The organism is Pseudomonas sp. NY8896 (assembly GCF_039634505.1).
Window position 1 is genome coordinate 1,833,396 of sequence record NZ_CP132350.1, and the last position, 20,837, is coordinate 1,854,232.

The following is a 20,837-nucleotide window of genomic DNA, read 5'->3' on the forward strand; positions in this document are numbered from 1 at the left end:
CCGGCGCCATCACCGATCACGCATTCCAGGTGGGATGGACTTGAGCCGGCGCAGGTAGGCGTCTTCCGCCTTGGCGGCCTTGCTGGCGCATTCCTGGGCCTGCCTGCCTAGGGTGTGCAACAGGCTGATCTGCATGTTCAACGTGATGCGCTGAAGCTCGATCGCGTGCAGATCGGCCAACAGGTTGACCGGCGTGCCGGTGCTCGCCATCAATTCCTGCCACAGCGCCACGCCCATGGCTGAGCGGTCGTGTTTGCGCCAGCGCAAAAACGCCGTGCCTGCGCCAGTGGTCTGCTGGGCCAACTCCACGGGCAGCAGCTGGAAGGGATGCCCGACTGCCTGTTGCAGCACCTGCCGCTGCGCCAAGCTAATCAACTCGTCGCGCATGGCGAAGCACTGGCTGGCCCAGGCCTCAAGATCCCCCTTACCCTTAAAAGGCTTTAAAAGGCCTTTTAGAGAGGCAGCGTGTTCCAGCTTCATGAAGGCAGCCTGTTGCAGGCCCTGGAAGTAACGGGGTTCGCGGTTCGGATCGCTCATGCCTGCTCGTCCTCGACCTCGCCGGCGCTGACTTCGGGTGCTGCGTCAGTGGTGGGCTCGTCGGTGGCGGCTTCGTCGTTGGGGGCAGGCGCTGCAGCAGGACTCCCGGCACGCTGTTGCAGGCCACGGCGCACGATGGGCGGCGCGAACTTCGAGCGGCGCGTGCCTTCCAGCACGTCCTGCGGCAGTTCGCCGAATTTCTCCAACGCCGCCCGTGCTGCGGCGTTCTTTGACACGAAGTCGTCGCGCGTACAGCCCGAGTAGCGGTATTGCTGGGCCAGCGAGAACAGGCTGCGCAGTGCATGGGCGCCCTCGTTGAGCCAGCGCTCCAAGGTGCTGCGGTCGATGAGCGCCGTGTGGTGGGCGAGGATCAGTTTGCGGGCGATGTCGTCGTAGTCGGCCAGCAGATAGACGGCGGCAAAACCGAGCTGCGCATTGACGAACAGCGGCAACTTGACGGGCTGCACGTTGAGGTTCTCGCCCAGGCTGAGTGCCGGCGGTACGCTTGCCAGCGCCTGATCCACCTGCTCGCGCAGCGCTTGCAGCGTGGTCTTGGTCTGGTCGAGCTTGACCTCGATGCGCAGCATCCACCAATCCGAGTACGGGTCGTCCTGCTCCGAACCGCGCCGCATCTTGTTCATTTGGGCGATGTAGCCGTTCAGGCCGACGATGCCCGGTCGCCCCTCGGCGGCGGCACGGCCATGCCAGATGCGCGAAGCGTGGTGCGTGTGAAGCGTCAGCGACATCGCGCTGCGCAGGGAGCCGAGATTCAGTTGCAGAGGTTCGTTGGTTGCCATGGTGACCGCTCGCTGTTGGACAAGGAGCCGCCAGCATCGGCAGGAAGCGGAAGGCAGTCAGTCAACAAACCGAAACCAGCCAGACCCCGGTTCAGCGCGTGGTGGCCGCCTGCGGCGCGAGCTATCCCCAGGGGATAGCTCCAAGGAGCGCCAGCGAACGCTGCAGGTCGGGATCAGGACGGGCAACGCCGGTGCTGCGGCAGGTGTTCGAGGCCAGACCTGCGACTGCGCGACATCCTTCCCAACGGTGGAACTATCCCCAGGGGATAGCTCTACTGGCATCCATGGGCGTCCACTTCACCGCCTTGTCGGTCGGCTCACTTGCTGGCGAGCAGATCTCGCAGCCGCTCGATGTGCTGCCTAGCGACTTCTGGCGGCACCGGCTTGTCCTGCGCTTGGGGTGGTGGTGCGGGTGGTCGCCGTTCGTTTGGCGGGGTGGGTGCCGGTGGCGAGTCTTTCTTGACCCAAGCATTGAACTCGCCGTGGATGGCCCGCTGGATGATGCCGAACAGATACCCTGCGGGATTGCGGATGCCGTGGTTGCTACAACGCGCGGCCCATTCGTCCAGCACGTCCTGCCTCAGCGAGGCATCAACCTGCTGCAATGCCACCTTGGCACCCGCCTGCTGTTCCGCCTTCAGTTGCGCAAAGCGCTTGGGCCATTGCAGATCGCCCAGCGCGCGCGCCTGCGCAGTAGTACGTATTTCATTAATACAACTACTACGTACTGTACGGGCCTGCTTCGGATTCCGAAGAGAGACGTCTGGCGCGGGTTTCAGCCCTGCTTCGGAATCCGTAGTGGGTCGTTCACGATTCCGAAGAAGGCTCGGAGCCCCTTCTTCGGAATCGTGAATGGCGTCTTCCTGTGGATAACTATCGCTGGCCGTGAGGTCCTGGTTGGCGAGACGTTCGGCCATCACCTGCAACCGTGACGGGAGGGTGCGTCCGGCCAGCAATGGGTCTTCACCGATTTCCTTGAGCGTGTGCAGGCTCACGATCTGCACGGCCTTGGCAGAATGGCCGAGCGCCTGGCTGACGAGTTGCAGGTAGTCCGGGTCGAGCTGCATGGCCTCGAACGGTGTCAGGGGTTCGTCGTGCAGCACGTACAGATTGCCGAGGATGCGACCGGTCTTGGGATCACGCCGTCGCCGAACCAGGCTCAGCCAGCGGGTCAGGCGCATCAGTGTCAGCGCCCGTGCCACGGTTTCATGCGAGGCCTGGCCTGCGCAGGGCATGGACGCCAGCCAGGGCCGCAACTGCTCGTAGGTGGGAAATGCGGTTACGCCATCGTCGTTGAGCATCAGCCGGAACACTTGCCAGGCGTTTCGTTCCAGCGGCGTCAGGCGGCGGTCGAGGAACAACTTGCGTGGCACCGTCTCGTGCCGGTTGCCACTGAACAGGAAAGCATCGCCAGATGTGGGCGTGGGCGACTGTGCAGGTGTAGACGCAGGTGCGCTGGGGGCGGGCTTGGGGGCAAGGTCTTTCAGCGCAGCATCGAACAGCTCTGTGAGTGCGATGGGGCCTTGGCGTCGGACTCGTGGTGCGGTGTCGTCCACGGCCATGACTCAAGCCAATCCCTGATCGACCCAGCCCTTGATCGAGGCCCAGACCACCGACAGAGGCAGCGACATGCCTTCGGCCAAGTCCATGGCAGCATCGAGGATGGAGGTTTCGTCTTCGAGATCGACGGTCCTGCTGTTGGTCACGGCCTTCCATTGCCGCCACAGCTCCGTGTCCTGCTCCTCGCCCAGCACGGGGTGCCGACCCTTGCGCTTGGGCAGACCGAGGATTTCACGGCGAAGCGCTACTTCCTGATGCGTCAAGCCATAGAACTTGCTGACCATCTCCGTGCTCGCGCCCAGCCTGAGCATGCGATCGACTGTGGCGATTTCCTTCTCCACGTCCTGCGCCTGCTGGAGCAGCCGCCGCAGCACTTCGCGGTTGACCGTCACTGAGCACCAGGAGACGTTGGCGTTGGCCAGCACGCTGATCAGCGCGGGATGCTTGAGGGCGTCCAGCTCTGCCTCGCCAAACCCCATCAGTTTGCAGCGGCGCAGTTGCCCATTGCGCAGGTCATAGAGGGCCTGGGCGATGACAGCCTGGTTGAGTGGGTGTGCTGTGGACATGCTGGCCTCCCTCGCTTAGGTTCCAGAGTCCGCAGCGCCGGCTTCGAGATCGAGCAGGCGGCGGGCCAGTCGCAGCAGGCGGAACAGCTTGACCAGCGCGGTGTCGCTCAATCTTCGGGTTACGTCGCCCTGGCCGTACAGCAGCGCCGGCAGGTCGATGACGACTTGCCCGTTGTCCAGACCGACGTCGGCGGGCTGCTGACCGGCCAGGCAAGCCAACAGCGTATGGACGGCACGGCCCTTTGGCGCCAGGCTTGAGGTATGGGCACGGCAGGCGAAGCCGATACCGTCTGGGCGGTCATCGATGCACTTGCCCAGGTCTGCCTCGACCGCAATCTCGCGGGCGAACTGCGCGACGTGGATGCGCAGGTGCTCGGGTGTGTCCAGGCCGGGGGCGATGTACCAGACATCCGAGATCGGATAGAGCCCGCCAGCCTGCACCGGGATGGACTGCAAGACGTTCGCCGAGAAGTCGCGCGGCAGTGCATCGCCCAACTGGTCGGCGACCATGCGCTGGATGGACTCAAGCCGTTCGGTTGTCGGCGCCGGGGAGACGATGTGCTCTTGAAGCAGGCTGCCATCCGTGTCGCTTTTGCCCGTTGATGGCATTGCCGCAGGCTTCGCGGCGGGTGGCGCGGTATCGACAGGTGGGCGCGCGATGGCCTCTGGCTCTGGCAAGGCAGGCGGTGTCGAGGGCGGCGTCGGCTCGCTGACCAAGGCACGCTGGCGGCTCTCGGATTCGGTCATGTCCAGAGCGAGCACGTCGTAATCGACGTCCAGCAATTCGGCCATCTGGCCGATCAGCTCGTCCTGTATGCGCTGCGCAGAGAACTCGTCGGCCTGGACATCGAATTGCGACAGCACTTCCTGAAAGAACTCGTCGAATTCCTGCACCAGTGAGCGGCCTTTGGCGTAATGCTCCCAGGTGCGCTCGCAGGCCTTGCGCATGACCGACAACCGCTCGACCTGGTGACGCCCCAGGCCGGCGTAGAGCACGGTCGGGATTGCGGGCAGCAGGTAGCGTACCGCGTCGGCCATCCGGCTGATGTGCGACTGCTGCACGGGGTATCCGTCGGCGGCCAGGCGGCGGGCCAGCTCGGACTGGCTCAGGGTGGAGCCGCTTTCCAGCTCGTAGAACTCGCGCGCTTTCTCGACGCCCAAAGCGCGCTCGATGAAGGTGAGGCCACCGCGCAGTTCGTTTTCCGCAAGATGCCCGGTGAGCGCGACGATCTCGCCACGCTCGGGCCATGGGCGGAACAGGCATGAGACCCGAAAAAAACGTTCGTCCCTGGTCTCCGACCAGAGTTCGCGCAGGATTGCCAGTCGCGTGTTGCCGCCATTACGGATGATGTAGTGATCGTCGCCGGGCCGCCGGGTGATGGCCGGAGCCGCGTCCAGGCCACGCTCGCGGATGGATGCCTTGATTTCCTCGTACACCGGATTGCGCTTCTTGCGCGGGTCGTGGTCGTAGGGGTGCAACTGGTCGAGCGTCACGACCATGGGCGTGTCGGCGATCGGGTCGCTCAAGGTCGTTGCTGACGGGCCGCTGCGCTCGAACCCGGACGCGAGCAGTTTGCCGGCTATCTGCTGGGAGGTGATCTCAGTCATGGCCGCTCCCCTGTATTTGGGGCCGGGTCTCGCGCTCGGCACGACGGATCTGCGCACGGGCGTTGAGGGCTGCCCGGTGATCGCTGGCCGTCGAACTGGTGTAGATCGCGGCGCAGCCTGCCTTGGTGAACTTGAGGTGGCCGCCCGCCGTGCGCTTGACGTGCCAGCCTTCGCCGACGGCGAACTCGATCAGGGCGCGCAGCCGGCTGTGGCCTCGGGCCAGTTCATGTGCGTTCGCCATGAGACCTCCTCGTGTCAAGAGGCTGTGGCGGACGGCCGGACACTGCGGCAAATCGATCCTGCCACTGCGGGAGCAATTCACCGGCAAGATCGCGCATGGTGGCGAGCGCGGCGGGAGCGACTCTGCCCACTGGCTGGCGGTACTCGACCCGATGCACCGGCAGGCCGCGCGTCGCGGCACGCGGATAAGCCTCAATGGCCGGCACGTCGGTGGCCAACACGCGGATGTCGGCATGGTCTTGAAACAGATCGCGCAGCGCCTGCTGAATCAGCCGGGCGTTGGCGGACACCGGATGGACGCGGTTGATGAGCAGGTGCAGCGGCGGCGGCTCGATGCCCAGCTGCCGGTACGGTGCAATGTCCTCCAGCAACTGCATGGTGCCGCGCCGCAGCTCGCGGGCGGCGAGGATTTCCGGGGTCACGGGCGACAGCGCGAGGTCGGAGGCGAGCACCGCCATCTCCAGCAGCACCGAGCGCGCGCCCTGGGTGTCGATCAGCACCAGGTCGTAGAGGGGATTGAGCGCCGGAAGCAGGTGCCGCAGCCGCAGTCGCCCGTCCGGCGCGTGCAGCAGCAAAGTGTTCAGTTCGCCTCGGTGGTCGTTGGAGAGCACCAAGTCCAGGCCCGCGATGATCGTGCGGGACACAAGCTGGCCGAGGTCGCGCTCGTTGAAGGCCAGCAATTCATAGATGCCGCCCGGCGCGCGGTGAGCCAGTTCGTAGTAGGAGGACAAGGTGGGCTGCACATCGAGATCGAGCAACAGCACGCGCAGCCCGGCGTCCGCAGCGAGACCGCCCAGGTTCGCAGCCGTGGTGGTCTTGCCGACCCCGCCTTTGGTTGAAATGATGGATACGACCTGCATGGCGTTCTCAGTGTCAAGATGAAAAGTCCGAGGGAGAACGGGTCAGGCCCGGTTGTTGACGCGCTCGTCGATCCACTGATCGATTTCGATGGAGTCCCAGCCCACGGCGCGCACGCCCAGACGCAGCGCCTGCGGGAACTGGCGTTTCTTCATCAGGTTGTAGATGTGGGCGCGCTTGAAACCGGATTTCGCTTCGACTTCTTCCAGGCGCAGGATGCGGCGCTCGTTTGGCGGCAGTACAGGTGTTTGCGACATGGCGGTCACTCCTGAACGCTCAGTGGCGTTTGTTGGCGTGACCTCTATTCAATAGACACGGCAGCGAAAAGACATTGCAAATGCAATCTCCGCGACTGCACATACAAGCTGGCAAATCTCAGCGGGAGGCGCTACGCAACCGGCGCCTGGCGGTGGCGAACTTGCCGTTCAATGTCCGCTCCGCGATACCCATGGCGCCGCTGTGATGGGCGACCAGCGCGCTGACCACGGCCTCCTGCGTCTTGAAGCTGGAGTACGGCGTGCCCGATGGCGACTGGCCGAGCATCAGCTCTAACAGGCCGCCAACGATGTTCAGGTAGGTGGCCTCGGCCCGATCACTGATCGGACACTGCGCGCATGCCGAAATCACCGTGGACTGCTTGAGCAGCGCGTCATGCTTGTCCTGCAACTCGCGAAGCTGACGTTTGGTCTGTTCCAGGGCGGATTTCAAACCCTGGCGTTCGACCAGCATGGCTTGCCCTGTTTCCAGAGAGATGAAGGGATGGATGATGCGCTCGCTGCGGGAGAAGAGAAAGCCGGGCCGCTGCTCGGGGTAGTGCTGGCGCATCCAGCACTTCAGATCGACATGACGTACCGTCAGATCAGGCGATTCGATCAACGCGGTGTCGCGTGTCGTGATGCCATGCTGCCCGAAGGGCAGTTCCCCGTTGAGGATGCCGTCATAGATGCGGTCGGTGTACAGCCGCAGTTCGCCCAAACGCGGGCAGTCCAGCGACTGCGGCAGATCCATAGGCGACGAGACCGAAGCCAGGATCACCTGCTCGTATCGCAGCAGTCCGGCCCAGCGGATGGACGCTTCGAGCGGGCGGTAGAACACCTTTGATGTTGGTGCATCATTTTTGTTCTCGTGCATGCTCCGTCTCCTTCCAGGAGAAGAACTACAGGGCCGACTGCTTTTGCAGCCGTCCTCATGGTCGGCCTGTTGTCCGCGCAAGACGCGAGTGATGACGCCCGCTTTTGATGACTTCTGATCAGTTCGCGCAACGAGTAGGCGTTGTGTGCTCGATGTGCAAAAATCCATCGGGCACAAGAAAACCGAGCGTCTGTCGCTGCTCGACAGTGACGCTTGCGCTATCAGGATCGTGAGAAGTGGCTGCTCTCGCAAAACCGTATCGGTATGGTCTGATGCGCCAGCGGTTTCAAAAAGCGGCGAACGCTCGGAATCTATTGATCGGGGCTTGAGATTGGCAACGAAAATCCGCTGGTGTCATATCCGATCGAGATACTGATATAGCGAGATAGCATTACCGAGAAGTCGCCTATGGTGACTGCCGAGCGCTGATCCGACGCTAAACGCTGCCTGCCAAAACGTGGAAATTGCGAGTTGGCCGCGCAGAAGACGGATGGGCGGCCATGCGAAGCGATCGACGTTCCCTCCTTTGACCTTGACCGGACGGTGCTGCCGCCCGGCCTCAGCTCAACGGGCGACGGGATCTTCGGGCATATCAACCAACATTGCCGTTTTTACCAGGCGCTCTACAGTCTGCCTGGCCAGCACCGGAGACGCCTCCGATTGCTCTGCAAGCTCATCGGTTTCTATGGCATGTGCGGCGACCAGTCGAGCTGCAAGATGCAGGTTGGTCGGATCGACGGCCTCGATGACTGGACACTTGCCCAGGGCATCGTATGGCCGCAGCAGTGCGTGATAGATGTGCCAGGTGTCGATACCGCGCGGCACCAGCTTCAGGACAGCCTGAATCAGCTTGCGCTTGATGGGGTCGAGTTGCCAGTCCGGGACGCGCTGCCCACGGTGACCCAGATGGATCGACAGGAGATTGCCGGCCTGAATCTCGTAAGTGATCCAGCGGCGGGACTTGCCAACCAGCTTGGCGTAATCGGCCACCGACAGGTTGTGGGATGCCTCGAATATCTCCAGCAATTGCAAGCGCTCGCGCTGCACCTCTGACAGCGTGGGTCGCGCGTACTCGGGCAGATGCACCGCCGAAAGTCGATAGACGGAAGCTGGAACCGCTGGTGCATCGGGTGCAGGCGCAACGATCAACTGAGGGGCGTTTGGATTCAGGGCGGGCGGCTGCGCTGCCGCCTGTCCGGCGATTGTGGGCAGGCCCTGCAACGTGATGGTCAAGTGCGTGCTGGCAACTTCGACCTGATTCTGCTCGAACAAGTCCAGCCGGTCGGCCCAGTCCTGCATCATGACGCGGCGTTGCTCGACGTACTCGGCGTGGTTGTAGGTCGCGCTGATCCGATCCGGATCGGCATGCGAAAGTTGGGCGTCTACCCACTTGGGCGGATACCCCAATTCATTGAGCGCAGTCGAGATGGTGGCGCGAACGCCATGCCCAGTGAGTTGGTCTTCATAGCCCATACGCTTGAGCGCGCCATTGAGCGTGTTCTCGCTCAGAGGGTTTTTCAGGCACCAATCACCGGGGATGAGATACACCTGTGCTGGCTTCAGATTTCCCAGCAAATGACGAACGACCTCTTGTGCCTGCAACGACAGTGGCACGATGTATGGCGGGATGTCGGCGAAACGCTGGCGCTTCTTCTTGGTGAGCTGCTTGCGTTGCTTGAGCCTGACAACCGGGATGATCCACAGACCGCGCTCCAGATCAAACTGATCGGGCGTGGCGTAGCGCAATTCACCGGTGCGCACGCCCGTGAGCAGCAGCAGACGTAGACCCAGTTGCGTATTCAGGCGACCGCTGTACTTGCGCAACGTCTGCAGCATTGCCGGCAGCTCGGGCATGCGCAAAAAGGGATTGTTCTCCACCGGGGGCAGCGGCATCGCCACCACGTCCAAATCCTTGGCCGGGTTGTCGCCCATGTTGGGCACCACCACCGAGGCGTAGGTGAATAGCTGGCTGAACCAGGTGCGCAGCTTCTCGGCCACCGACAGCGAGCCACGCTTTTCCACTCTGCCGATGATGTCCAGCAGGTGGGCGCGGGTGACGTCGTAGATGGTCAGGTGGCGCAATACGGGAAACACGTCCTTGGCGAAGACGCGCCCGATCTGCTTGGGCGTACTTTGGCGGCCCTCATTTTCCAGAGAGAGGCTGCGGTGGGCCAGCCATTTGTCGTAGATGGCCTGGAAGGTGTGCTCGCCCGCCAGGACGATGGCGTGGCGCTTGCGCTTGCGCTCCGAATGCGGGTTGATGCCCTTGGCCAGCATGGCCCGGGCCTCGTCGCGCAGATTGCGAGCGTCTTTCAGGGAAAGCGCGGGATAGCCACCGAAGGACATGCGCTCGCGCTTGCCGCCCCAAGTGAAGCGGAAGTGCCAGGCCTTGAAGCCGGTGGCGGAGATGTAGAAGTAGAGACCGTCGAAATCGACAAGCGAATACGCCTTGCCGGTCACCTTGGCCTGTCGAACCTGGAGGTCTGAAAGCATGAGTCCAACTCCTGCGAAGCGAGTTGGATGCCATGTTCCCGACGGAACCCCGGCTCCTCCAGCAACAATACGGTTTTGGGGACCTCCGTATTGCCAGTGTACCGCTCAACGTACCAGTTAGAACCGGCTGGGAGTGGATTTCGCTGGATGTCAGTGGATTGAGATCAGGTAAAAATCTCAATCCTGACAATGACTTACGACGTTCCCTGGCGTTCGGTGGAAGTCCCTGGAAAGTCGAAGTGGAGCGGGTAGAGGGAATCGAACCCTCAACTAAAGCTTGGGAAGCTTTCGTTTTGCCACTAAACTATACCCGCATCTGAGCTCGACTTTTTACCAGAACCCTCAACGAATTAGAAGCCCAAGTTATAAAAAAGCTTGTCGGCGCCCCATGGCTTGCGGGTGTCAGCTACAGGACGCCGAGCTGCTCAGATGGCCAATGCATGCTGCCCCTGTTGAACAGGCTGGTAACGTTGACGGGGTTCACGCACGGCTGGCTTGAGGAACCCCAGCATCACACTGCGGGTATCCTCGCAGGCGACCTTGTTCTCCATATCCAGGAAGTGGCCCGCATCGCGGATCACGCTGAACTGGCTTCTGCCCACGTGTTTGCTGAACTGCCGTGCATCTTCCACCGTGGTGTATTCGTCGCGTTCGCCGTTGATGAACAGTACCGGGATGTTGATATTGCGCGCGCCATCCAGTGCACGTTCCAGGTCGTGATGCAGCACCTGGTTGATGTGGAAGTGCATCTGCGCGTACTCGTGGCTGTCCAGGCTGCTGACGTGGCGGTAGTTGAAGCGCTTGAACAGTGACGGCAGGTGCTTGCCGATGGTGTCGTTGACCAGGTTGCCGACCTGATAGCGGTCGCAAGCGGCCAGGTACTGGCAGCCACGGTCCAGGTAGTCGCGCATCGGCTCGTTGATCACGGGCGAGAACGAACTCACCACGGCCTTCTTCACGTACCGCGGCTGGTGCGCCAGCGCCAGCAGCGTACTTGCACCTCCCCATGAGAAGGACATCACGTGGTCGGCCTGGAAGTGCTCGATCAGCTCCAGGAGGATATGCGCCTCGGTCTCCTTGCTGATCAGCCGTTCCTGACGGTTGTGTGGTTTGGACTTGCCGGCATACGGCTGGTCGAACAGTACTACGTTGAACTGCGGGTGCAGGTTACGTACCGTTTGGGCGAACGAGGCCGTGGTGGCCAGCGAGCCGTTGATCAGGATGATCGTATTCTCGGCCGCATCCGCGCGATAGAACTCCGTGTAAACCCGATACTGACCTTGGATATCAAGTACAGCGATTTCTGGCCTCATGTCATCGACTCCTGGCGCAAAAAGGGTATTCGCGTCACCTAGGGTGCACGTTCTTTATGACAGGTAGGCATTTGCCTGAAGAGAAACCGGGGGCCCTGTGTCGATCCTTGGCACGTGCGTCGACGGTATTGTTTTTGGCGGGCAATTCGCCGTGCCCCAAGGCATCGAGGCCTTGGGTGGCCGGCAAAAAGGTGTCTTCGACTGCGGGCGTGACTTGGTAGTCACATGCAGACTGACGATTTGGATTCAAGCAGTGGGTCGTGGATCGCGCAAGTGCCGTTCGGGGAGAAATGTGACTTTTGTCGCTGAGCGGTCGTATGACGACTCCGCGCCGTCTGTTCCGGCCTCTTCGCGGGTAAACCCGCTCCCACAGGTATTACACTGTACCCAATGACAGTGGACCTCCTGTGGGAGCGGGTTTACCCGCGAAGAGGCCAGAACAGGCAGTCTAGACAGTGGCTATTTCATCAGCCGTCAGTTCACGAAACTCCCCGGGCGCCAAACCAGGGTCCAGACAGATTGCGCCCATGCTTTCCCGGTGCAACCCCACCACCTTGTTGTTGAAGTGCCCGAACATGCGCTTGACCTGGTGATAACGCCCTTCGACGATCGCCAGCCGGGCCTGGCGCGGGCCGAGGATGTCCAGCAGGGCAGGTTGGGTGGTGAGGTTTTCGAAGGCGAAATAGAACCCCTCGCGAAACCTGGCCACATAGTGCTCGCCAATTTCGTCCTCGGTGTCCACCAGGTAATGCTTGGGCAACTTGGTGGCAGGCTGGGTCAGGCGCCTTGACCACTGGCCATCGTTGGTCAGGATCATCAGGCCGGTGGTGTTGAAGTCCAGGCGCCCGGCTATGTGCAGGTCATCCCGCAACGCTGCGGGCAGCAGGTCGAGCACGGTCGGGTGCTGTGGGTCTTGGGTGGCGCTGACGCAGCCAGTGGGCTTGTGCAGCATCAGGTAGCGGGCCGGGCGGCCGGCCTGCAGCAGTTGCTCGTCCAGCTCCACGCGGCTGAATTCACGCACTTCGGCCAGTGGGTCGCTGACAACCTGGCCGTCCACCCGCACGCGGCGTTGCGCCAGCATCAGTCGGGCTTGCTGGCGGTTGTGGCTGGGCAGGTTGGCGAGAAAACGGTCAAGGCGCATGGAAACAGTCAGTGGTCAGCGGGTGAGCGGAGCTGGTCTTCGACAGCGGCGCAGCGCGGGCACAGGCAAGCCTTGTTGCGCAATGCGTCAGGCAGGGCCTGGATCACGGCCGGGTCGATGCTCACGCTGTAACACCAGCAGGCCTGTGTGGCGCGGCGCGGGTCGGCCAGGGCACATTGGTTGAGAGCGCCGCAAGCGGGGCAGTGTAGGCTGTCATTCATGGTTGGCATCACTGCAGACACGGTTGCGGCCTGCCTGCTTGGCACGATAAAGCGCACGGTCGGCGCGGGTCAGCAGGGCGTGCAGGGTATCCTCCGGTTGCAGGCTGCTCAGCCCGATGCTGGTAGTCAGGCGCAACGGCTGGTCGTCGTAGCTGAAGGTCAGTTGTTCGGTGCGTCGGCGGATCTTTTCCGCCACCTCGACCGCCTGCCGGCCTTCGGCTTCACGCAGCAGTACGATGAATTCCTCACCGCCCCAGCGGCACAGTATATCCGACTGGCGCAGGCTGCCTTGCAGCACATTGGCGAATTGGCGCAGCACTTCGTCGCCTGCCAGGTGGCCGTGGGTGTCGTTCAGTGCCTTGAAGTGGTCCAGGTCGATCAGCAAGGCCACCAGCGGGCCACTGTCGCGCTGGGCTTCGTGCAGTGCCTGGGCGGCGAGCAGGTCGAAGCTGCGCCGGTTGGGCAGGCCGGTGAGGCTGTCGAGGGTAGCCAAGGCTTCGGTGCTGGCCTGGTGGCGGCGGACCATGGCATGCACCAGCGCCAGCACCACCAAGGTGATCATGGCGCAGATCGCCAGGTTCAGGTACAGGGAGTGACGAATGCGGTCGAGGACGCCGGTTTCGCGTTTGTCCACCAGCAGGTACCAGTCCAGTTCGGGCAGGTGGCGCACGTTGAGAAAGTGGCTTTGGGTTTCGCTGTCACGGTACTCGTGGCTGCCTTCGCCTGGCACTCGCTGCTCGGCCAGCACGTCATTCAGTTCGGGGTTGTCGCGCAGTGACTGGCCGACCCGCAAGCCATGCGGGCCGCCTTCGGAGCCGGTCAGCAGCACCTTGCCTTTGGCATCGGTGAACAGCACCGCCCGCTGGTAGCGGCGTTGATACTGGTCGATCAGCTTGACCACCGACGATACGCTCAGCCCTACGCCTGCGGCGCCGATGAAGCGCTGTTGGTAGTCATGCACCTGGTAGTTGATGAACACGGTCAAGCTGTCGTGGTTGGCCATGTCCAGGTCGACATTGATCTCATAGGGGGCCTTGAGGTCACGCAGGCGGAAATACCACGCATCGCGCCAGGTGCCCGGCTCGACATGTTTGAGTACGCCCTTGGCCTGGTAATAGGTCAGCGTGCGGTCGGACACGAAAAATGAGGTGAAGGTGTCCTGCTTGCCCATGACTTCGCCCAGGTAGCGGGTCATGCGCCCGGTATCCTGCTCGCCGGACAGCACCCAGTCGCGCAGGAAGGTGTCCTGGGCCATCATCGAGGCAATCAGCACCGGGCGAATCAGGTCTTTCTGGATTTCCGAGTAGACCGTGTCGGAGGTCAGTGGCAATTCGGTATTGACGATGCCGTCGCGGATGGCGCTGCGCGAGGCGAAGTAGCTGAGCAGTGAAGTGGCGAGGAAGCCGCAGGCAAGCAGCAGCAACAGGGTAAAGATCAGCGAGCGCTGCGAGAACAGAGCGGAACGTAATGGCATGATCTTCCCGTGATGTGTGCCCAGCCGCCCATTCTAGTGAGATGACCGGCAAATGACTGCAAGTTTTTCAGGGGTATTTCACCTGTATCAAATTGTTGCAGAAATGGCACTGCACCTTGGCGCCACTGTCTTATTCAGTGTCGATGAACGCATTTCGCATCGACGCTCGCCAGCGCCGCTGTTCGGGCACTCCAGCGGTCCAGGAGGCCGCCATGTCCTATCGAATTCTGTTGATCGCCCTGCTGGGGCTGATGACTTCTGCCTGCGCCCCTTATTACGAGAGCGGGGGCTATTACCGTTCGGACTACTACTCCACCGATCGCTATGTAGCGCCGGGGTATTACCGCTACGACCGCTACTACGTGACGCCACAGCCGCGCTACTACTACCAGCCGGCACCACGTTATTACTATCGGACGGCACCGGCGCCTTATTATCGACCGCATCCGCAGCCAGGGATGAACCAGTGGCACGGTAACCCGCGTTATGACTATGGCAACCGCCAGCGGCAAGACTACGGTCAGGACCGCGATCGCCATGACTATCGCAATAACAGCCAGCGTTACCAGCATGGCGACTGGCACTCCAATGGGCAGAGAAATGACGGCGGGCGCTGGGAGGGGCAGCGGGGGCAGGGCCGGGGAGGAAACTGGCAGCGGTAGGTAAATCGAAGCGGGGGCGCCTAGCGCCCCTGTCGCGACACAAGGCTATGCCAGGTCTGCCAACGGGTGCCGCCCCTCCCACGCCTTGGCAAAATGCGCCTCGACCACCGCTGCCGGCACCTGCGCCACATCCGGCCAGTGCCAGCGCGGCTGGTTGTCCTTGTCCAGCAGGCGGGCGCGCACGCCTTCGCTGAATTCAGGGTGGCGGCAACAGTTCAGGCTCATGCGGTATTCCATCTGGAACACTTGCGCCAACGACAGGTACCGCGCCCGGCGGATCTGCTCCCACACCAGGTGTGCCGTCAGCGGGCAGCCTTCGTGCAGGCGTTGGCCGGCAGTTGCCAGCAAGGGGTCGTCATGCTGCTTGAGCCTTTCCAGCGCACACCAGGCCGAGGCCGCATCGGGCACGTCGAGCAACTGATCGATCTCCTGCCGTCGCGGCAGCCACTGGGCCTCTGGCAGCTCGGCGCAAGCTCGATGCTGCTCGGCCTTGAGCAGGCTGTACAGTTGCACGGCAGTCTGTTCTTGCCAGTTAAGTTGCAGTAATTCCTCGATCAGGGCTTCCTGCTGGTGCTCACCCAAAAAACGGTCGGCCAGGCCCAGATCCAGGGCGTCGCGCGCATTGATCGGCGCACCGGTCAGGCCGAGGAACAAGCCCAGCTTGCCTGGCAGCCGGGCCAGGAACCAGCTGGCACCGACGTCCGGGTACAGGCCGATGCTGATTTCCGGCATGGCCAAGCGGCTACTGGGTGTGACGATACGCACATTGGCGCCCTGCAGCAGCCCCATGCCACCGCCCAGCACATGCCCATGGCCCCAGCACAGCAATGGTTTGGGGTAGGTGTGCAGGGCAAAGTCCAAGCGGTATTCGGCGGCGAAGAAAGAGGCCGCCAGCGGTGGCACGCTGCCGGGGTGGTCGCGGCAGGCTTGCACCAGCGCCCGTACATCGCCACCCGCGCAAAAGGCTTTGGCACCGTTGCCGCGCAGCAGCACGCAGACGACGCCCGGGTCGCGGGCCCAGGCATGCAGTTGTTCGCCCAGTACTTCGATCATCGGCAGGTTCAGGGCATTGAGCGCCTTGGGCGCATCCAGGGTGGCAATGCCGATGCGGGCGCCATCGACGCCGGTAAGTACCTCGCAATGAATGGCCATGGACTACCTCTCGCAAGTCATCGCTCAAGTATGGCTGGCCTGGCCGATCATGCCGGTCGTCGGTCGGATCGTTTGACAAGCGGGAAGGGCTTACCTAGTGTCGCGCCATTGTTTACGGAAGGCCCCATGACTGACGACGATCGCATCAAACTCGAACCCAGCTGGAAGGCCGCATTGCGCGGCGAATTCGACCAACCCTACATGCATCAGCTGCGCGAGTTCTTGCGGGGTGAGTATGCTGCCGGCAAGGAGATCTACCCACCAGGGCCGCTGATCTTCAACGCGCTCAACTCGACGCCGCTGGACCAGGTGAAGGTGGTGATCCTCGGTCAGGACCCTTACCACGGGCCGGGCCAGGCACATGGCTTGTGCTTCTCGGTGCAACCGGGCGTGGCCACGCCACCGTCGCTGGTCAATATCTACAAAGAGCTGCAGCGCGACCTGAACATCCCGATTGCCAGCCACGGCTACCTGCAGAGCTGGGCTGAGCAGGGCGTGCTGCTGCTCAACACCACCATGACCGTGGAGCGTGCCAATGCGGCATCGCATGCCAAGAAGGGGTGGGAGTTCTTCACCGATCGCGTCATTCAGGTGGTCAGCGAGCAGTGCCCGAATGTCGTGTTCCTGCTGTGGGGCGCGCATGCGCAGAGCAAGCAGAAGCTGATCGACGGGACCAAGCACCTGGTGCTGAAGTCGGTGCATCCTTCGCCGTTGTCGGCTTACCGTGGGTTCCTCGGCTGTGGGCATTTTAGCCGGACCAACAGCTTCCTCGAACAACGGGGCATGGCGCCGATCAACTGGGCATTGCCACCGCTGTGATCACCTGAACTACCGCGTTGCTTTCTGAGCGGGCAAGCCCGCACAGAAGGCAACGTGATTATTGCGGGTTCGCATTCCACAAGCGGAACAAAGGCTCCGCCAGAAACAGCACGAACAGCAAGCGCATCACCTGCAGTGCCGTCACCAAAGGCACCGACAACTGCAGTGTCTCCGCCGTCAGGCTCATCTCGGCAATCCCACCCGGCATCATCCCCAGTGTCAGCGAACGCAAGTCCAGCGCAGTCATCACGCTCAGCACCCATGCGGCGCTGGCGGCAATCGCCATGCACAATGCCGTGGCCACCAGGGTGCGCCCGAGGAACGACGGTGCGCGGCGGAAGAACGCGCGGTTGAAGTGACAGGCCAGGCCACTGCCTATCAGCCACTGGCCGATTTGGCTGGCGCCATTGGGCAGGGCGATCTGCAGGTTACCGGCCAGGCTGACCGTGGCCGCCACCAGCAATGGCCCGAACAGCCACGGGTTAGGCTGGCGCAAACGCTGCCAGAGCAACGCAACGGCAACGCCCAGCGGGGCAATCAAGGCCAACCAACCCCAGCTCACGCTACCGGTGTGGTTCAGCGGCACCCCGTCACCCAGCAAAAACTTGAACAGCGCAGGCACGCACAGCACCACAGCCAGCACGCGCAAGCTCTGCGCTGCCGCGACCTGGCTGAGCACCGCACCATTGCGCGCGCCAAGGTTGACCATCTCCCCCGAACCGCCGGGCATGCTGGCGAAGAACGCCGTGGCGCGGTCTTCGCCGGTTCGCCGCAGCAACCATACGCTGATCACACTGGACAGGGTGGTGAACAACGCGCCGAAAAAGATCAGCGCGAAATGACTGGCCACCTGCTCGATCACCGCCGGCGTGAAATGCAGGCCAATGCCGATACCGATGATCCACTGCCCGCACTTGCGGCCATTGGGTATTTCCGACAGCTGCCAGGGGGTCAGGCAGCGCACCAGGATGATCGCCAGCAATGAGCCGACCATCCACGGCAAAGGCCAGCCGACCTTGCTGGCGGCAAAACCGCCAGCAAGGCCGACCAGCCCGGTCGCGACAAACAACGGCAACGAACGATCAGGCATCAGCCAGGGCCCGGCGCTGCTGGCTACGTTTGCGCCAGATGCGCAGCAGCGGCAGGGCGAACATGACCATGACCAGTGCCCAGACGCCCATGCTGATCGGGCTCGACCAGAGGATGCCCAGTTCACCGTTGGAGATCGACAGCGCCCGGCGCAGGTTCTGCTCCATCAACCCGCCGAGGATGAAGCCGAGCAGGATTGGCGACAGCGGGAAGTCCAGCTTGCGCAGGATGTAACCCATGATGCCGATACCGACCATCAGGAACAGGTCGAAGGTGGTGGCATGCACGGCATACACGCCGATCGCGGTGATGATGGCGATTACCGGCACCAGCGCCCAGTTCGGCACGGCGAGGATGCGGGTAAAGATGCGGATCATCGGGATGTTGAGGATCACCAGCATGATGTTGGCGATGAACAGCGAGGCGATCAGGCCCCAGACGATGTCCGGCTGCTGTTCGAACAGCAGTGGGCCGGGGGTGATGTTGTACAGGGTCAGGGCGCCGATCATCACGGCGGTGGTGCCGGAACCTGGTACACCCAGGGTCAGCATCGGTACCAGGGCGCCACAGCAGGACGCACCAATGGCGGTTTCCGGCGCGGCCAGGCCACGGGCATCGCCCTTGCCGAACTTGCCGCTTTCACCCGCCAGGCGCTTCTCGGTCATGTAGGCCACGGCGCTGGCCAACGTCGCGCCGGCGCCCGGCAGCACGCCCATGATGAAACCGAGCAGGCCGCAACGGATGTTGACCACGAACACCGAGGCCGCTTCCTTGAAGTTGAACAGCATGCGGCCGGTAGCCTTGACCGCCTGGTGGCCATGGTGGGTCTTTTCCAGCAGCAGGAGGATTTCGCTGATGGAGAACAGACCCAGCACCAGGACCACGAACTGAATACCGTCGGCCAGGTGCACGCTGTCACCGGTGAAGCGGTACACGCCGCTGTTGGCGTCGATACCGACCGCCGACAGGAACAGGCCGATCAGTGCGGCAATGAAAGTTTTCAGGGGTTTGTCACCGGCCATGCCGCCAAGCGCGACAATGGCGAAGACCATCAGCACGAAGTACTCCGCCGGGCCGAAGGCGATGGCCCATTTCGCCAGCAGCGGGGCGAATAGCACCATGCCGCAGGTGGCGATGAAGGCGCCGATGAACGAACTCCAGGCCGACAGCGACAGGGCCACGCCGGCCAGGCCCTGGCGGGCCATCGGGTAACCGTCGAGGGTGGTCATCACGGTCGAGGCTTCGCCCGGGATATTCAGCAGGATCGAGCTGATGCGCCCGCCGTATTCACAGCCCAGGTACACCGCGGCCAGCAGGATCAGTGCCGACTCTGGCGGCAGGCCGAGGGCAAAGGCGATGGGGATCAGCAGGGCCACGCCGTTGATTGGCCCCAGGCCCGGCAACAGGCCGACCACGGTACCGATCAGGGTGCCGGAGAGGGCGGTGACCAGGTTGTAGGGGGTCAGGGCAACGCCGAAGCCCTGGCCCAGGTAGCTCAAGGTATCCATGTGTCAGTTCTCCAGTACGCTCAGCAGGCCAAGGGGCAGGGGCACATCCATCACGCGGTCGAACAGCCAGTAGAGGAAGACGCTCATGCCGACCACCACGATGGCGCTGTACAGCCAGCGGCCGCCATACAGGCGGGCCATGGGCAGGCCAACGAGGATGGCGCTGAGGATGAAGCCCAGGGTCTCGAAGGTGGCGGCGAAGACGATCAGCAGGCCTACGCAGGCGGCGATCTTGGTCAGGGTCTCGCGGTCCAGCTCCGGCTCGTCGTCCTTGCGCACGATGGGGGTGGGGCGGAACACCAGATACAGCAGGCCCAGGCTCATCAGGCCGAGCATCAGCAGCGGGTAGGCGCGCGGGCCTACCGGTTCATAGGAAAACGCTGCCTGGTAGGGCCAGGCCATCACGGCCAGGGCGGCGCACACCGCCAGCAGGGCCAGGGCGAAGATGCGTTGCAGGATCATTGGGGAATCCTCGTTGGGATTGCTCAAGTGAGATGCAAATCCTGTGGGAGCGGCCTTGCGTCGCGATCGGGCGCGAAGCGGCCGCAAAACCTGCCACTGCGATGTGTCCGAAGCATTGCATCGGCTGTGCGGCCCATCGCGACACTAGGCTGCTCCCACAGGGGTGGTGGTGAGTCCGACAGGCTTACTGAATCAGGCCAAATTCCTTGGCCAGTGCCTTGTAGTCGGCCACTTGCTTTTTCACATAGCCGTCCAGCTCTTCACCGGTCATGGCGAACGGGAACAGCTCACGTTGATCACGCAGCTGGGCGAAGTCTTCCGAGGCCAGCATCTTGTCGAACGAAGCCTTCCACCAGGCGTAGTCTTCGTCGCTCACTTTCGGCCCCAGGTAGAAGCCGCGCACCACCGGCCAGACGATGTCGTAGCCTTGCTCCTTGGCGGTAGGGATGTTTTTCATTTCCGGCTCGTCCAGGCGGTTTTCCGAGAACACCGCGAGGATGCGCATGTTGCCGCTTTGGATGTGCGGCATGGAGTCGGAGATGTCGGTAGAGCCGACCTGGATATGGCCGCCCAGCAGCGCCGTGGCAATTTCGCCACCGCCTTCCAGGGCCACGTAGCGCAGGTCACGCGGGTTGATGCCGGCGGCCTTGGCGATAAGCGCAGTCTGCATCCAGTCCTGGCTGCCGACCGTACCGCCCGAGCCGATCACCACCTTGCTTGGGTCTTTCTTCAGTGCCGCGACCAGGTCATCGAGGGTTTTGTAAGGCGAATCGCTTTTCACCGCAATGGCACCGTAGCTGGTGCCGACAGCAGCCAACCATTTCACCGCGTTTTCGTCGAAGCGGCCGAACTTGCCTTGGGCCAGGTTCAGCAGCGAGCCGCTGGACCAGGCCACCAAAGTGCCGGCGTCGGCTGGGCGCTGGGCGACCACGGCGTTGTAGGCCACCGCGCCGACACCGCCGGGCATGTAGGTGACGCGCATGGGCTTGCTGAGGATCTTTTCCTGCACCAGGGCGCTTTGCACCAGTTTGCAGGTCAGGTCGAAGCCTCCGCCGGGTGAGGCGGGGGCGATGCATTCGGGGCGTTTGGGTTCTGCAGCGAGGGCGTTGCCGGCCAACAGCAGGCAACCGGTTGCGAGGACGAGGCGGCGCAGTGAAAAGGTCATCGTCTATCTCCGTGAGCGTTGTTGTTATTGGATTACCGCTA

Annotated in this window: 21 protein-coding genes and 1 tRNA gene; 2 read left to right on the top strand and 20 right to left on the bottom strand. The window is 62.8% G+C overall.

Annotation, left to right across the window (positions count from 1 at the left end):
* Positions 1-9 precede the first annotated feature (9 nt).
* The 15 genes from Q9451_RS08215 to Q9451_RS08285 all read right to left on the bottom strand — a co-directional run bounded on the left by Q9451_RS08215 (position 10) and on the right by Q9451_RS08285 (position 13,939).
* On the bottom strand, positions 10-537 hold the full coding sequence (locus Q9451_RS08215; protein ID WP_026383891.1) for a DUF3158 family protein: 528 nt from the start codon (positions 535-537) through the stop codon (positions 10-12).
* The gene (locus tag Q9451_RS08220) at positions 534-1,334 is read right to left on the bottom strand and encodes a PFL_4669 family integrating conjugative element protein (RefSeq protein ID WP_026383890.1); all 801 of its coding nucleotides are present in this window, start codon (positions 1,332-1,334) and stop codon (positions 534-536) included. The genes Q9451_RS08215 and Q9451_RS08220 overlap by 4 nt, the downstream gene beginning before the upstream one ends.
* A gap of 317 nt (positions 1,335-1,651) precedes the next feature.
* Positions 1,652-2,896 (bottom strand): STY4528 family pathogenicity island replication protein, encoded by a 1,245-nt coding sequence (locus Q9451_RS08225; RefSeq protein WP_026383889.1) that lies wholly within the window; start codon positions 2,894-2,896, stop codon positions 1,652-1,654.
* Between the two features lie 3 nt (positions 2,897-2,899).
* Positions 2,900-3,460 carry a DUF2857 domain-containing protein gene (locus Q9451_RS08230; RefSeq protein WP_026383888.1) on the bottom strand — a complete coding sequence of 187 codons (561 nt, stop codon included), beginning with the start codon at positions 3,458-3,460 and terminating at the stop codon, positions 2,900-2,902.
* A 15-nt stretch (positions 3,461-3,475) separates the two neighbouring features.
* On the bottom strand, positions 3,476-5,068 hold the full coding sequence (locus Q9451_RS08235; protein ID WP_345960899.1) for a ParB family protein: 1,593 nt from the start codon (positions 5,066-5,068) through the stop codon (positions 3,476-3,478).
* Positions 5,061-5,309: a hypothetical protein gene (locus Q9451_RS08240; RefSeq protein ID WP_026383886.1), complete on the bottom strand. Its 249-nt coding sequence runs from the start codon at positions 5,307-5,309 to the stop codon at positions 5,061-5,063. The genes Q9451_RS08235 and Q9451_RS08240 overlap by 8 nt, the downstream gene beginning before the upstream one ends.
* A complete protein-coding gene (locus Q9451_RS08245; RefSeq protein WP_026383885.1) occupies positions 5,293-6,168 on the bottom strand; it encodes a ParA family protein in 876 nt (291 codons plus the stop codon). Before Q9451_RS08245 ends, Q9451_RS08240 begins: the two co-directional genes overlap by 17 nt.
* A gap of 42 nt (positions 6,169-6,210) precedes the next feature.
* A complete protein-coding gene (locus Q9451_RS08250) occupies positions 6,211-6,423 on the bottom strand; it encodes an AlpA family transcriptional regulator (protein WP_012205952.1) in 213 nt (70 codons plus the stop codon).
* A gap of 118 nt (positions 6,424-6,541) precedes the next feature.
* Positions 6,542-7,297, bottom strand: a complete 756-nt coding sequence (locus Q9451_RS08255) for a hypothetical protein (protein ID WP_012205951.1) — start codon at positions 7,295-7,297, stop codon at positions 6,542-6,544.
* Between the two features lie 564 nt (positions 7,298-7,861).
* The gene (locus Q9451_RS08260) at positions 7,862-9,790 is read right to left on the bottom strand and encodes an integrase arm-type DNA-binding domain-containing protein (protein ID WP_014596114.1); all 1,929 of its coding nucleotides are present in this window, start codon (positions 9,788-9,790) and stop codon (positions 7,862-7,864) included.
* A 240-nt stretch (positions 9,791-10,030) separates the two neighbouring features.
* Positions 10,031-10,104 (bottom strand) — tRNA-Gly (locus Q9451_RS08265).
* Positions 10,105-10,215: 111 nt separating this feature from the next.
* The gene (phaG, locus tag Q9451_RS08270; protein WP_012273953.1) at positions 10,216-11,103 is read right to left on the bottom strand and encodes a (R)-3-hydroxydecanoyl-ACP:CoA transacylase; all 888 of its coding nucleotides are present in this window, start codon (positions 11,101-11,103) and stop codon (positions 10,216-10,218) included.
* Between the two features lie 448 nt (positions 11,104-11,551).
* Positions 11,552-12,244 (bottom strand): 16S rRNA pseudouridine(516) synthase, encoded by a 693-nt coding sequence (locus tag Q9451_RS08275; protein WP_012273952.1) that lies wholly within the window; start codon positions 12,242-12,244, stop codon positions 11,552-11,554.
* Positions 12,245-12,252: 8 nt separating this feature from the next.
* Positions 12,253-12,465 (bottom strand): cysteine-rich CWC family protein, encoded by a 213-nt coding sequence (locus Q9451_RS08280; RefSeq protein ID WP_012273951.1) that lies wholly within the window; start codon positions 12,463-12,465, stop codon positions 12,253-12,255.
* Entirely contained in the window at positions 12,458-13,939 is a 1,482-nt protein-coding gene (locus Q9451_RS08285) for a sensor domain-containing diguanylate cyclase (RefSeq protein ID WP_012273950.1), read from the bottom strand. Before Q9451_RS08285 ends, Q9451_RS08280 begins: the two co-directional genes overlap by 8 nt.
* Before the next feature lie 212 nt (positions 13,940-14,151).
* Between Q9451_RS08285 and Q9451_RS08290 the strand changes: the two genes are divergently transcribed.
* A complete protein-coding gene (locus tag Q9451_RS08290) occupies positions 14,152-14,601 on the top strand; it encodes a hypothetical protein (protein WP_012273949.1) in 450 nt (149 codons plus the stop codon).
* A 45-nt stretch (positions 14,602-14,646) separates the two neighbouring features.
* Here Q9451_RS08290 and Q9451_RS08295 read toward each other — a convergent pair whose 3' ends face one another.
* Positions 14,647-15,753, bottom strand: a complete 1,107-nt coding sequence (locus Q9451_RS08295) for an enoyl-CoA hydratase/isomerase family protein (RefSeq protein ID WP_012273948.1) — start codon at positions 15,751-15,753, stop codon at positions 14,647-14,649.
* 126 nt (positions 15,754-15,879) lie between these two features.
* Between Q9451_RS08295 and ung the strand changes: the two genes are divergently transcribed.
* The gene (ung, locus tag Q9451_RS08300) at positions 15,880-16,572 is read left to right on the top strand and encodes a uracil-DNA glycosylase (protein ID WP_012273947.1); all 693 of its coding nucleotides are present in this window, start codon (positions 15,880-15,882) and stop codon (positions 16,570-16,572) included.
* A 58-nt stretch (positions 16,573-16,630) separates the two neighbouring features.
* Here ung and Q9451_RS08305 read toward each other — a convergent pair whose 3' ends face one another.
* The 4 genes from Q9451_RS08305 to Q9451_RS08320 all read right to left on the bottom strand — a co-directional run bounded on the left by Q9451_RS08305 (position 16,631) and on the right by Q9451_RS08320 (position 20,796).
* Positions 16,631-17,662 carry an AbrB family transcriptional regulator gene (locus Q9451_RS08305; protein WP_012273946.1) on the bottom strand — a complete coding sequence of 344 codons (1,032 nt, stop codon included), beginning with the start codon at positions 17,660-17,662 and terminating at the stop codon, positions 16,631-16,633.
* Positions 17,655-19,169 carry a tripartite tricarboxylate transporter permease gene (locus Q9451_RS08310; RefSeq protein WP_012273945.1) on the bottom strand — a complete coding sequence of 505 codons (1,515 nt, stop codon included), beginning with the start codon at positions 19,167-19,169 and terminating at the stop codon, positions 17,655-17,657. The genes Q9451_RS08305 and Q9451_RS08310 overlap by 8 nt, the downstream gene beginning before the upstream one ends.
* A 3-nt stretch (positions 19,170-19,172) precedes the next feature.
* Complete coding sequence (locus Q9451_RS08315; protein ID WP_012273944.1) at positions 19,173-19,631, bottom strand: tripartite tricarboxylate transporter TctB family protein; 459 nt, start codon at positions 19,629-19,631, stop codon at positions 19,173-19,175.
* Between the two features lie 184 nt (positions 19,632-19,815).
* Positions 19,816-20,796, bottom strand: a complete 981-nt coding sequence (locus Q9451_RS08320; RefSeq protein ID WP_012273943.1) for a tripartite tricarboxylate transporter substrate binding protein — start codon at positions 20,794-20,796, stop codon at positions 19,816-19,818.
* Positions 20,797-20,837 lie beyond the last annotated feature (41 nt).